Below are 13,445 nucleotides of genomic sequence, written 5' to 3' on the forward strand. Positions count from 1 at the left end.
GTTCAAGTCTTGCTGGGATGTGCGCGCACAAAACGGGCGATGCGCTCGGCCGCTTCCAGGCACTCGGCCGTCTCAGCCACCAGCGCCATGCGGATGCGTCCTTGACCTGGGTTGCTGCCGTTGAAATCCCGCGCCAGGTAGCTGCCGGGCAACACCGTTACGCTTTCGGCCTCGAACAGCGCCTTGGCAAATGCGGCGTCATCGCCTTGCCAGCCCGCAGGCACACCGGCCCACAGGTAAAAGCTGGCGTCGGGCAGTTTCACGTCCAGCACTTGTGCCAGCAGGGGCGTGACCTGCGCAAACTTGGTGCGGTACTGGTTGCGGTTGTCCACCACATGGGCTTCGTCGCCCCAGGCGGCCACGCTGGCCGATTGCACCACCGGGCTCATGGCGCTGCCGTGGTAAGTGCGGTAGAGCAAGAACTGTTTGATGATGTTGGCGTCACCCGCCACAAAGCCGCTGCGCAGGCCCGGCACATTGCTGCGTTTGCTCAAGCTGGTGAAGGCGATCAGGCGTTTGAAGTCGGTGCGGCCCAGCTGGTGGGCGGCTTCGAGACCCCCCAAAGGCGCTTCTTCGCGGAAGTAAATCTCGCTGTAGCACTCGTCAGACGCAATGATAAACCCGTGCTGGTCCGACAGGGCAAACAGCTTTTGCCATTCCGACAGGGGCATGACCGCGCCCGTGGGGTTGCCGGGCGAGCAAACGAACAAAAGCTGTGTACGGGCCCAGACCTCGGCGGGCACGCTGTCCCAGTCGTTGGCAAAGTTGCGCGCCGGGTCGCTGGGCACGTAATAGGGTTCAGCCCCGGACAACAAGGCCGCGCCTTCGTAGATTTGATAGAAAGGGTTGGGGCTGACCACGGTGGCACCGGGGCGGGTCGGGTCGATCACGGTCTGCGTCAGGGCAAACAAGGCCTCACGCGAGCCATTGACCGGCAGCACTTGGGTGGCTGGGTCCAGCGTCAGTTTGTAACGGGTTTGGAGCCAAGCTGTGCAGGCTTGGCGCAAGGCGGGCTCACCCGCTGTAGCGGGGTAGGCTGAAAGACCCGTGGTCACAGCCGACTTGAGCGCTTCCTGAATGAACGCCGGTGTGGCGTGCTTGGGCTCACCAATGCCCAAGCTGATCGGCTTGAGTGCGGGGTTGGGCGTGAGGCCTGAAAACAGGTTTTTCAGCCGCTCAAAAGGATAGGGCTGCAGCTTGGCGAGAAGGGGATTCATCCCTTGATTATCCGGGATCATCCGAGCAGGTCTGCTGGGTTAATATTGAAGACTGTTCGAATGGCCTGGATTCAGGCTTTTCGGTCGGGGTGATGACACCCAGCTGTCGTCATTTTGTATTCCCTTTTTAGATTGTCCTGACCGCCGTGCGCCTCAATTCCATCAAGCTTTCAGGCTTCAAATCGTTTGCCGAGCCAACCAACTTCCTGCTGCCTGGGCAGTTGGTGGGCGTGGTCGGCCCCAACGGTTGCGGCAAATCCAACATCATGGATGCGGTGCGTTGGGTGCTGGGCGAGTCGAAGGCGTCTGAATTGCGTGGCGAGTCCATGCAGGACGTGATTTTCAACGGCACCACCACCCGCAAACCGGCCAGCCGCGCCAGTGTGGAGCTGGTGTTCAGCAACGAAGACCACCGCGCCGGTGGCCAGTGGGGTCAATTTGCCGAGATCGCGGTCAAGCGCGTGCTGACCCGCGACGGCAACAGCAGTTACTTCATCAACAACCAGCCGGTGCGCCGCCGAGACGTGCAGGACGTGTTTTTGGGCACGGGCCTGGGTCCACGTGCTTACGCCATCATCGGCCAAGGGACGATTAGCCGCATCATCGAGTCGCGCCCCGAAGAACTGCGCTTGTTTCTGGAAGAGGCCGCAGGCGTCTCTAAATACAAAGAACGCCGCCGCGAGACCGAAAACCGCCTGTCCGACACCCGCGAGAACTTGACCCGGGTCGACGACATCCTGCGGGAGTTGAACGCCAACCTCGAAAAGCTGGAAAAACAGGCCGAAGTGGCTCAGCGCTACAACACGCTGCAGGCTGACAGCACGCTCAAACAGCACCAGCTGTGGTTCTTGAAACGCCGTGACGCCGAGGCCGATCAGGGCCGCATGAAGTCCGACGTGGACCAAGCCGTCAACGCGCTGGAATCGCGCATGGCCGATCTGAGGCATGTGGAGGCCGATCTGGAGACCATTCGCCAAGCGCATTACGCCGCGGGCGACCAGGTTAACCAGGCGCAAGGCGCTTTGTACGAGGCCAGCGCCGAAGTGGGCCGTTTGGAGGCTGAAATCCGCTTTGTGGTCGAAGGCCGCCAGCGTGCCGAGCAGCGTCTGCAACAGTTGGTGGAGCAAACGGCTCAATGGGGCACCCGCAGCCAAGACGCTCAAGCCGAGCTGGAAACGCTGTCCGAGCAAGCGGCCATGGCCGAAGACCAGAGCATGACCCTGGCTGCCCAAGTCGAAGACCAGGCCATGGCCTTGCCCGACCTGGAAGAAGCCCTGCGCAAAGCCCAAAACGACGCGACAGCCCAGCGCGCCACGGTGGTGCAGGTGCAGCAGCAAATTGGGGTTCTGGCCGCAGACCAGCGCAACGTTGAAGAGCAATCACGCCAACTCGACACCCGCCGCGAACGTCTGCTGACCGACCGCAACGCCCTGGCCGCGCCCGACGAGGCTCGGCTGAGCCAATTGCAAGAACAACTGTCCGAGGCCGAGGCGCTGTCGGCCGAATCCGAAGCCCGCTTGCAAGACCTGCAAGAACAGGTGCCCGCGCTGGACGAAGACCGTCGCAGCCGGCAAAAAGCGGTCAACGATGAGTCGGCCCGCCTGGCCGATCTGAGTGCCCGGATCGAGGCGCTCAAGGCCCTGCAGGAGAAGGTCCGTACCGATGGCAAACTCAAGCCCTGGCTGGCCAAGCACGGCATGGACGGGCTGGAAGGTCTGTGGAGCCGCATCCACATTGAACCCGGCTGGGAAAACGCCCTTGAATCGGCCCTGCGTGAGCGCCTGTCGGCCCTGGAAGTCTCTCGTCTGGACATGGTGCGTGCGTTTGCCAATGACGCACCGCCTGCCAAGCTGAGCTTTTTCAGTCCCCCAATGGCTGCCAAAGCCGCGCCGCGCAGTGGCATGCCCGCAGGCTGCAAGCCTCTGTCCGAGTTGCTGCGTGTGCACGATGCCGGTTTGTCGGCATTGCTTGCCGACTGGCTGCAAGGCTGCTACACCGCTCCCAATTTGGAAGACGCGCTGGCTTGGCGCAGTCAATTGCAAGCGGGTGAAACCCTGTTGGTGCAGGCTGGCCATGCGGTCGACCTGAACAGCGTGGTGTTTTACGCGCAAGACTCCGAACAAGCCGGTTTGCTGGGCCGCGCACAGGAAATTGAGAACCTGGAAAAGCAGCTGCGCGCTCAGACCCTGATTTCTGAAGAAAGCCGCAGCGCTTTGGTGCGGGCCGAAGCGGCCTATGCCGATGCCTCGCAGCGCCTGATCACCGTTCGCCGCGAAGCCAGCGAAAGCCAGTCCCGCACCCACGAGCTGCAGGTCGAGACCTTGCGCCTGTCGCAGTTGGTGGCGCAAACCCGTGCCCGCAGCGAGCAGATCAACAACGACTTGGCCGAAGTCGAGGCCCTGCTCGATGAGCTGCAAGAGCGCCGCGTCACCGCCGAAGCCCGCTTTGAAGAGTTGGACATGCAGCTGGCCGACACGCAAGAGCGCCACGCCCAGCTGGACGAGCGCGTGATCGAGGCCGAGCGCAAGCTGTCCGAATGCCGTGAACAACAGCGCAGCTTGGAGCGCCGTGCGCAAGAAGCCCAGTTCTCTCAGCGCAGCTTGGACGCCCGCCGCGCCGAGCTGAACCGCACGATAGAGACGGCGCAGCAGCAGGTGACCAGCATCGACGCCGAAATGCAGCGGGCCCGCGACGAGCTCAGCCGCCTGACCGATGCTGCTGCGCAAGCCGGTCTGCAAAACGTGCTGGCCGTCAAACTGGAGCGCGAGCAAGCGCTGGGCGCTTGCCGCAGCGCCTACGACGACCTGACCGCCAAGCTGCGCGCTAGCGACGAGCGCCGCGTGAGCTTCGAGCGAGAACTCGACCCGCTGCGCCAACGCATCACCGATTTGCAGCTCAAGGAACAAGCCGCCCGCTTGGGTCTTGAGCAATACACCCAGCTGCTGGCCGATGCGCAAGCCGACTTGGACGCCGTGGCCGCTTCGATCGAGGCAGGCCAGGTGCGTGTGACGGGTCTGCAAGGCGAGATCGACCGCATCCACCGCGAAATCACCGCGCTGGGCCCGGTCAACTTGGCCGCTTTGGAAGAGCTGACCACCTCGCGAGAGCGCAAGGTGTTCCTCGACTCCCAGTGCGCCGACCTGACCGACGCGATGAACACGCTGGAAGACGCCATACGCAAGATCGACGCCGAAACCCGCGAGTTGCTGGGCGGCACCTTCAAGATCGTCAACGAGCACTTCAGCCGCATGTTCCCCGAGTTGTTTGGCGGCGGCAATGCCCGCTTGGTCATGACCGGCGACGAAATTTTGGATGCAGGCGTGCAGGTGCTGGCGCAGCCGCCCGGCAAGAAGAACCAGACCATCCACTTGTTGTCGGGTGGCGAAAAGGCCCTGACGGCGATTGCGCTGGTGTTTGCGATTTTTCAGCTCAACCCGGCCCCGTTTTGCTTGCTCGACGAGGTGGACGCGCCGCTGGACGACGCCAACACCGAGCGCTATGCCAAGCTGGTGGCGGGCATGGGCAAAGAGACCCAGTTCCTGTTCATCAGCCACAACAAGATCGCCATGGAAATGGCCGAACAGTTGATCGGCGTGACCATGCAGGAGCAGGGCGTTTCACGCATCGTGGCTGTGGACATGGAGTCCGCAGTCTCATTGGCCGACGTGGCCTGAGGAAGTTATCTTGGAATCGATGAGCTCATTGCAGTTGAGTTTGGCCGCCATCGGGGCGCTCACCGTCGGGGCCGTGGTGGTCTACAACTATTGGACTTCGCGCAAAAATGCGCCGCGCCAGGCCGAGCCCCAGTCAGAACCCGAACTGGCCATGCCAGACATGTCCCCTGAGCTGTCCGAATCCCGTGAACCGGTCCTGACCGACGATTTCGCCAGTCTGCCCCAGCCCGAGCGCAAGCCCCAGCTGGACGCATTGATCGATGTGATTGCCACCATCGAGGTGGACCATCCGGTCTCCGGGGACGCCGCTTTGGCGGCTTTGCCCGTGACGCGCCGTGTCGGCACCAAGCCTTTTCATGTGGAGGGTTGCAGTGATCAGAGCGGTGAATGGGAGGTTTTGGCGGCAGGTCGCCGTTACTCGGCCTTCCAAGCGGGGGTGCAACTGGCCAATCGGGTGGGTGCACTGAACAACATCGAGTTTTCTGAGTTTGTGGTGAAAACCCAAGCCTTTGCCGATGCCGTGGGGGGAAGTGCGAATTTCAGCGACATGATCGAAGAAGTGGCGCGTGCCCGAGAGCTGGACCAATTTGCCAGCGCCCACGATGCCCAGCTGAGCTTCACCGTGTGCGCGCGTGCTTCCGCCTGGAGCCCTGGTTACATCCAGCAGCATGCGGCGCGTTTGGGCTTTGTGGCAGGGGTGATTCCGGGACGCATGGTGCTGCCTGCCGCTGTGGTGGGTTTGCCCCCCATTTTTTCCCTGACTTTCGACACCCAGGCCGCCATGGCCGAAGATCCGGCGTTGTCGGCCATTCGCGAGTTTTCACTCAGTCTGGATGTGCCGCAAATCGCCCGTGAAGAAGAGCCCTTTGAGCGTCTTCGAGAGGCGGCTCGGTTGCTCGCCGAAAACATGGATGGCGTGGTCACCGACGGCAATGGCCAGATTTTGGGTGATGACGTGCTGGATCAGATCGCCAACGATCTGCAGCAACTCTACGATGCCCTCTCGGGGCGTGAACTGTCGGCAGGCAGCCCTCAGGCGCGTCGCCTGTTTTCTTGATCCAGCCGCAGCACGCCATGTCCCAGCCGGACTTGTTTGGCCTTCCGTCTTCGGGCCAGGTCGATACTCCGTCTCCCCCCCGGATAGACAGCCAGACCCCATCTCCCGCCCAGACCGCTGCGAAACTGCGTGCGCTGTTGCACCACCACGGGCACGCCTACTACACGCTCGATGCGCCCGAAATCCCTGACGCCGAATACGACCGGCTTTTTCGCGAGCTGCAAGCGCTCGAAGTGGCCCACCCTGAACTGATCACGCCCGATTCGCCCACCCAGCGTGTGGGCGGGCAGGTGCTGGACGCCTTTGCGCAGGTCACCCACCGTGTGCCCATGCTCAGCATCCGCACCGAAACCGACACCGAAGCCAGTGGTGCCGAGGCCTTTGACACCCGCATCCGCAAAGAGCTGGGCTTGACCGATGCCGACCCGGCGGTGGACTACGTGGGCGAACTCAAGTTCGACGGCTTGGCCATGAGCCTGCGCTACGAGGGCGGCGTGCTGGTTCAAGCGGCCACCCGGGGTGATGGCGAAACCGGCGAGGAGGTCACAGCCAACATTCGCACCATCGGTCAGATCCCGCTGCGCCTGCCGGTCGATGCACCGCCGGTGCTGGAAGTGCGCGGCGAGGTCTACATGCGCCGGGACGATTTTGAGCGCCTGAACGAACGCCAGCGCGAACGCATCGCGGCCGGTATGAAGGGCGAAAAAACCTTCGTCAATCCGCGCAATGCCGCTGCTGGCGCTGTGCGTCAACTGGATTCAGGGATCGCCGCCGAACGCCCCTTGAGCTTTTTTGCCTATGGGCTGGGCGACATCACGCCGCTTGCCGAAGGCGGTCCGCAGTGGCTAAACCACTTTGACATGCTCCAGCAGCTCAAGTCCTGGGGCTTCCCGGTGGCCGAACAGACGTCTTGCGTGCAGGGTGCTGCCGGGCTGGTGGCGTTTCACCAGCGCATCGCGGCCGAACGCGACGCCTTGCCGTACGACATCGATGGTGTGGTCTACAAAGTCAATGATCTGGCGCAGCAGCAGCGTCTGGGTTTTGTGACCCGCGAGCCGCGTTGGGCCGTGGCCCACAAATACCCGGCGCAAGAAGAAATGACCACCGTGCAGGCCATCGACGTGCAGGTGGGCCGCACCGGCAAGCTCACGCCCGTGGCCAAGCTGGCGCCGGTGTTTGTGGGGGGTGTCACAGTGACCAATGCCACACTGCACAACGAACTCGAAGCCCGCCGCAAAGACGTGCGGGTGGGCGATACGGTGATCGTGCGCCGTGCGGGCGACGTGATCCCCGAGGTGGTGTCGGTGGTGCTGGACCGCCGTCCGGCTGGCGCACCGCTGTTCACCATGCTGACCCACTGCCCGGTGTGTGGCAGCTTGGCTGAGCGCGAAGACGGCGAAGCCGACCACCGCTGCACGGGAGGCCTGTTTTGCAGCGCCCAGCGCAAGCAAGCCATTTGGCACTTTGCCCACCGCCGCGCCATGGATGTGGACGGCCTGGGCGACAAACTGGTGGATCAGTTGGTCGATTCAGACCAGGTCAAAACCCTGGCCGACCTGTACCACCTCAAGCTCGATACCCTGGCCAACATGGACCGCATGGCTGAAAAATCGGCCGTCAACCTGCTCGAAGCGCTGGAAAAATCCAAAAACACCACGCTCGGTCGGTTTTTGTTCAGTCTGGGCATCCGCCATGTGGGCGAGGCCACGGCCAAAGAGTTGGCCCGGCACTTCGGCCAGCTCGACGCTGTCATGGCCGCCAGCGAAGACGCGCTGCTGCAAGTGGCCGATGTGGGCCCAGTGGTGGCGCACAGCATCCGCACCTTTTTTGACCAGCCGCACAACCTCGAAGTGGTGCAAGCCCTGCGCGATGCGGGCGTGAGCTGGCCCGAAGGCGACGCGCTGGCCCCCACCGAAATGCCGCTGGCGGGCATCACCGTGGTGCTCACGGGCACCCTGCAAAGCATGGGCCGTGACGAAGCCAAAGAGAAACTCGAAGCGCTGGGAGCCAAAGTGGCGGGTTCGGTCAGCAAGAAAACCCACTACGTGGTGGCCGGTGCCGAAGCGGGCAGCAAGCTCGAGAAAGCACAAGCACTGGGTGTGCCCGTGCTGGACGACACAGGGCTGGCGGTGTTGTTGACAGGAGAAAAACCATGAGCGTGCATGAAATACTCAAAATGGGCGACGCCCGCCTGCTGCGTGTGGCCGAACCTGTGCAGTCTTTTGACACCCCTGAGCTGCACGCCCTGATCGCCGATATGCGCGAGACCATGGCCGCTGTCAATGGCGCAGGCCTGGCCGCGCCGCAAATTGGGGTCAACCTGCAGCTGGTGATTTTTGGCAGCACCGCACGCAATCCGCGTTACCCGGACCGACCGGTGGTGCCGCCTACCGTGCTGATCAACCCCGTCATCACCCCTTTGGGCTCATCAGAAGAAGAGGATTGGGAAGGCTGCCTGTCTGTGCCCGGCTTGCGTGGCGTGGTGCCACGCTGGTCGCGCATTCGGTACACCGGTTTGGATGAAAAAGGTCAACCCATCGACCGCACCGTCGGAGGATTCCATGCCCGCGTGGTGCAACACGAATGCGACCACCTGATCGGCAAGCTTTACCCGATGCGTGTTCGCGATTTCAGCCGATTTGGTTACACAGACATCCTGTTTCCAGACATCAGTGCGGCGGAAGACGACTGACGTTCAGAGTTTGGCGAGTCGTTCCAGAGCCAGGTTCAGCGTTTCATCTTTTTTGGCAAAGCAAAAGCGGATGACTTTTTGGTCAAAGCCATTGCCGTAGAACGCTGACAGTGGAATGGCCGCAACCCCGATGTCGGTGGTGAGCCATTTGCAGAAATCGGCTTCGCTGAGGTTTTTCTCGGGCACTTTCAGGTTGGAAATGTCCACGCACTGGAAGTAGGTCCCCTCACCGGGCAGCAGCTTGAATTGGGTTTGCGCCAGACCTTGCCGAAACAGGTCGCGTTTGCGCTGGTAAAACGCGGGCAAATCCAGATAGGGGGCGGGGTCGGCCATGTAGCGTGTCAGTGCATGCTGCATGGGGGTGTTGACCGTGAACACGTTGAACTGGTGCACTTTGCGAAATTCGGCGGTATAGGCCGCAGGCGCTGCCACGGTGCCAATCTTCCAGCCGGTCACATGGTAAGTTTTACCAAAGCTGGACACGATGAAGGCGCGGGCGGCCAAGCCGTCGAAGTGTGCTGCGCTCCAGTGCTGGTTGGGGGCGTAAACCATGTGCTCGTAAACCTCGTCGCTGATGAGCACGATGTTGGTGGGCTCCAGAATCTCTTGCAGCGTGAGCATGTCTTGTTTGGACCAGATCATGCCGCTGGGGTTGTGCGGCGAGTTGATCAGGATAGCCCGGGTTTGGGGCGTGATCGCTGCGCGAATTTTGTCGAAGTCAGGACGGAAGGTGCCTGGCTTGAGGGGCACGCGCACGACCACACCACCGGCCAACTCGATGTTGGGCACATAGCTGTCGTAGCAAGGCTCCAGAACGATGACTTCGTCACCCGGATGCACGATGGCCAAGATGATGGTCAGGATGGCTTGGGTAGCGCCTGCGGTGACGGTGATTTCGCTGGCCGGATCGTAATGTCGGCCGTAAAGGGTTTCGATTTTCTTCGAGACGGCTTCGCGCAGCGGGGCCACGCCGGTCATGGGTGGGTATTGGTTGAGTCCTTCGCGCATCGCATCGTTCACCAGATCCAGCAGCTTGGGGTCGCACGGAAAGTCCGGGAAGCCCTGGCCCAGGTTGACCGCATTTTTTTCGGTGGCCAGTGCCGACATGACGGTGAAGATGGTGGTGCCCATGTGGGGCGCTTTGGAGGTGAGGTTGGGGGTGCGTGCGTTCATGGCGTTCAAATTTCCAGGCTCAAAGTTCAAGGCTTAAAGTTCGTAGTCGTTGACCTGTCCGGTCATGGCTTTGGTGATCAGGGGGGCGGTCAGGCGATCGCTGAGCAATTCGGCAAAATGGTAGACAAAGTGGCGCAGGTAAGCCCCGCGCTTGAAGGCCACACGGGCCACGTTCATGCCCAGCAGCGCGCCCAGAGGTCGAACCGCCAGATCTTTGACCGGGTCGTCCTTGACGGCCATTTCAGCCACGATGCCAATGCCCAAGCCCAAGCGAACGTAGGTTTTGATCACGTCCGAATCGATGGCTTCCAGTGCGATGCGTGGGTGCAGTTTTTTGGCAGCAAATGCATGGTCAATCCGGCCCCGGCCCGTGAAGGACGGGTGGTAAGTGATGATCGGCTCATTGGCAATGTCTTCGAGAGACAGGTGCTCTTTTTGGGCTAGTGGGTGATCAAGTGGGAGCACCAGGACGTGCTGCCATTCATAGCAGGGCAGGGTAACCAGTTCCTCGTAGGCTGACAGGGATTCGGTGGCGATGCCGATTTCGGCGGTGTCATCGAGCAGCATCTTGGCCACTTGGTCGGGCGCGCCTTGGTGCAGGCTGATGTTGACCTTGGGGTATTTTTCGCGCAGCTTGGCCACGGGCATGGGCAGCACATAGCGGGCCTGCGTGTGGGTGGTGGCGATGGACAAGGTGCCGCTGTCTTGCGCGCTGTATTGGTCGCCAATTTTGCGCAGGTTGCCTACTTCGCGCAGGATGATTTCGATGCTTTGCAGCACGTGTTGACCAGGCTCGGTGATGCGCTTGAGGCGTTTGCCGTGTCGGGCAAAGATTTCGATCCCCAGTTCTTCTTCCAGCTCGATGATGGCTTTGGACACTCCGGGCTGCGAGGTGTGCAGGGCCTTGGCCGTTTCGGTCAGGTTCAGGTTGCGGCGGGCAGCTTCTTGGACAAAGCGGAATTGGTGCAGATTCATACGTTAAATGTCATATTGACTTACATCATTATGCTTTAACTGGTCTATGAATCGGTGGTCTGGTTGGCCGCAATGTCGGCCATGAGCTGGGTCATGGCAGGGTGTTCTCCGATGGAGGGGACCAATTCAAAGCGCACTTGGGGATAGGCCTCGGTCAGCTCCGAGACAAGCTGCGGCAAATCTTCCCGTGCATGACGTCCCACCCCGAGAAACATGGGCACGATGCGCAAATGGGTTTTGCCCTGCATCATCAAAGACTCGACGGTGGTGGCCAGATCGGGTGTGGTCAGCTCCAGAAAAGCACAGGCCACTGACATCTCAGGCCATCGCTGGGTCATGTTCTCGGCCACGGCATCGATGGGCAAACGCCAAAGTGGGTCACGCGAGCCATGGGCAAATAAAATCACCCCTGTTTGAGCATTCAAGTCAGAGGTCATCGTCGTAACACCATCCACCAAAAGCCGATCAAAGAAACAGCGCTGTAAATCAGAGCCGGGGCTGCTGCTGTGAGCCACGGTTGCCAGTTTTGTAAATTACCTGCAAAGCTGAACAGGTTGTTGAGCAAAGAAAAACTGATACCCGCCAGGACGCCGCCAAACACATGACCGGCAATTTGCCCCGAGCGAAAGTGCAGGTAGGCAAATGGCAGCGCCATGACCAACATCACGAGGCAACTCAAGGGGTAGAACACCTTGCGCCAAAACTCAATTTCATAGCGCTGCGCATTTTGGTTGTTGCTGCTCAGGTGGCGCATGTAATTGAACAGTTCCCAAGTTCTCATGCGGTCCGGGCTGAGCACGGCAGCGGCCACCATGTCGGCGCTGATGCCTGTGGGCCAAGAAAGGCTGGTATGTTGGTCTGATCGGTATTGCAAGGTTTGGCCTGAATCCGAAGTTTGAATGGACTTTTCTTGTGCCTGCTGTAAAAGCCAGACGCCGTCTCCAATTTCGGCTTTGGGCGCGCTGGTGATGGCCAACAGCTCTCCTGCTTCGTTGAATTCGTGAATCCGGATATTTTGCATTTGGCCGATGCCGTCGAAGCTGCGCACATTCACCGCAAAATGCCTCTGCGCTTGGCGTTCTTTGAGCCAAGCCCCGGTCTGTCCTACCGTCAGATCCCCTTGAAAGCGGGCCTTGATCAACACGCCTTGACGATCAGCCCAAGGTGCAGCGTAATCACCAATCAAAAAAGTCACGGTCACAAAAACCAAACCCAGTTGCAACAAGGTGTAGAGGGCTTTCAAGGGGGCCAGTCCACCCGTGCGCAAAATGGTGAACTCGGAACTTTGCGCCAGCCGCGCCATCACAAAAATGCAGCCGATCAGGACGGAAATGGGCAGCAATTCATAAATATGCGAAGGCGTTTTGAGGGCGACATAGACCAAGGCATGGTGCAATTGATAGCCTTGGCTGGCCAAACGGCTCAGGTTCTGCAGTTCGTCGACCAGGTCGAAAAACAGAAAAAGAGCCAAAAATCCAATCAGAACAAAGCCGACGGCCCGGATGATTTCGCCATGCAGCAAACTGCGAACGGTTTTCATGCAGCGCCTTTGTCTAGAGGTGCCTGTATCTGCCACAGGAATCGCCAGGACCAGTTGTAATGCCGAATCGATAGCCACAGCATGGCCAGCAAAAAGACGCCGCCATGCAGCACCACCATGAACGGCAAGAAGTCAAAGCGTCCTGTACTGATCCAGCTCTGGCCTACATTGAGCATGTTGTAGTAAGCAATGAAAACGAACAAAGCCAGACCCAGGTGGTAACTTCGGCCCGCTCTGGGGTTAACCGCTGAGACGGCCAAGGCGATCAGCAGTAAATTCATGCCCGCAAGGCCCAGGCCCAAACGCCACGAGAGTTCGCCCCAGTTTTCCCGATTGGGTTGTTTCAGCAAATCCCATGTGGTGGTGTAGCGACTGTTGATGGCCGAAGAGGGCAGATTGACGTCGTCGTCGATCAAGAGTTCGTAATGCTCAAACTGGGTCAGACGGGTTTCTCCAGTTTCCCGGTCGGTCAGCCATTGCTGGCCTTTGTCCAAAATCAGAAAGCGGTCATGGCCTGTCAATTCGATGCGCCCCTGTTGTGCCGTGGTCACCGTTTCTTTCTGACCGTCCACACCGGAGATGAAGACATGGCGGCCGAAACGGTTGTCAGGCGTGTCTTTGTCAATGAAGAATACCCGCTGCCCACCCGATGATTCTTGGAACTGGCCAGGGGCCACTCGCTCGATGTCGTTTCGCTTTTCAAATCGTTGCTTAAGGTCCTGGATTTGCTGGTTGCTCCATGGCCAAGCAAAAAGTGCCAATAAAGTCACGATGAGCAAAATGGGCCATGAAAATCGGAACAGTGGCCTTATAAATTGGCCCAGCCCTTGCCCGCTCGAAAACCAGATCACCATTTCGCTGTCGCCGTACATGCGCGAGAGGGTGGCCACCACAGCGATGAACAAGCTGAGGGTGATGATCGTGGTGAGCTGGCTTAAGACACTGAACCCCATGACCAGCAAAACCTCAGACGGATTGACGCTGCCTCGGCTGGCCTGGCCCAGTGTCCTGATCAGAATGATGGTGATCACAATGGTGACCAAAACCACCAAGGTGGCCCCGAAATTACGGGCAAGGTCTTTGCGTAAAGAAGAATGGAATAACATCGGTGCGAAGG

General features: G+C 60.2%; 10 protein-coding genes. 4 read left to right on the forward strand and 6 right to left on the reverse strand.

Going from position 1 to position 13,445, the window contains the following annotated elements:
• Window positions 1-2: 2 nt before the first annotated feature.
• A complete protein-coding gene (gene dapC, locus ACZ5SR_RS08030) occupies window positions 3-1,217 on the reverse strand; it encodes a succinyldiaminopimelate transaminase (RefSeq protein WP_464448249.1) in 1,215 nt (404 codons plus the stop codon).
• A 146-nt stretch (window positions 1,218-1,363) separates the two neighbouring features.
• Here dapC and smc point away from each other — a divergent pair, with 146 nt between their 5' ends.
• The 4 genes from smc to def are packed head-to-tail and all read left to right on the forward strand — an operon-like array spanning window position 1,364 to window position 8,640.
• Complete coding sequence (gene smc, locus ACZ5SR_RS08035; protein WP_464448250.1) at window positions 1,364-4,891, forward strand: chromosome segregation protein SMC; 3,528 nt, start codon at window positions 1,364-1,366, stop codon at window positions 4,889-4,891.
• 19 nt (window positions 4,892-4,910) lie between these two features.
• Window positions 4,911-5,948 (forward strand): cell division protein ZipA C-terminal FtsZ-binding domain-containing protein, encoded by a 1,038-nt coding sequence (locus ACZ5SR_RS08040; protein WP_464448251.1) that lies wholly within the window; start codon window positions 4,911-4,913, stop codon window positions 5,946-5,948.
• A gap of 17 nt (window positions 5,949-5,965) precedes the next feature.
• A complete protein-coding gene (gene ligA, locus ACZ5SR_RS08045) occupies window positions 5,966-8,104 on the forward strand; it encodes an NAD-dependent DNA ligase LigA (protein WP_464448252.1) in 2,139 nt (712 codons plus the stop codon).
• Window positions 8,101-8,640 (forward strand): peptide deformylase, encoded by a 540-nt coding sequence (gene def, locus ACZ5SR_RS08050; RefSeq protein ID WP_464448253.1) that lies wholly within the window; start codon window positions 8,101-8,103, stop codon window positions 8,638-8,640. The genes ligA and def overlap by 4 nt, the downstream gene beginning before the upstream one ends.
• Window positions 8,641-8,643: 3 nt before the next feature.
• Here def and ACZ5SR_RS08055 read toward each other — a convergent pair whose 3' ends face one another.
• The 5 genes from ACZ5SR_RS08055 to lptF are packed head-to-tail and all read right to left on the reverse strand — an operon-like array spanning window position 8,644 to window position 13,434.
• Complete coding sequence (locus ACZ5SR_RS08055) at window positions 8,644-9,813, reverse strand: pyridoxal phosphate-dependent aminotransferase (protein WP_464448254.1); 1,170 nt, start codon at window positions 9,811-9,813, stop codon at window positions 8,644-8,646.
• A gap of 33 nt (window positions 9,814-9,846) precedes the next feature.
• Complete coding sequence (locus ACZ5SR_RS08060) at window positions 9,847-10,788, reverse strand: CysB family HTH-type transcriptional regulator (protein ID WP_464448255.1); 942 nt, start codon at window positions 10,786-10,788, stop codon at window positions 9,847-9,849.
• Window positions 10,789-10,832: 44 nt separating this feature from the next.
• Window positions 10,833-11,225: a sirohydrochlorin chelatase gene (locus tag ACZ5SR_RS08065; RefSeq protein ID WP_464448256.1), complete on the reverse strand. Its 393-nt coding sequence runs from the start codon at window positions 11,223-11,225 to the stop codon at window positions 10,833-10,835.
• Complete coding sequence (gene lptG, locus ACZ5SR_RS08070) at window positions 11,222-12,328, reverse strand: LPS export ABC transporter permease LptG (protein ID WP_464448257.1); 1,107 nt, start codon at window positions 12,326-12,328, stop codon at window positions 11,222-11,224. The genes ACZ5SR_RS08065 and lptG overlap by 4 nt, the downstream gene beginning before the upstream one ends.
• Window positions 12,325-13,434: an LPS export ABC transporter permease LptF gene (gene lptF / locus ACZ5SR_RS08075; RefSeq protein WP_464448258.1), complete on the reverse strand. Its 1,110-nt coding sequence runs from the start codon at window positions 13,432-13,434 to the stop codon at window positions 12,325-12,327. Before lptF ends, lptG begins: the two co-directional genes overlap by 4 nt.
• Window positions 13,435-13,445: the final 11 nt, after the last annotated feature.

This window comes from Limnohabitans sp. TEGF002 (assembly GCF_055395845.1).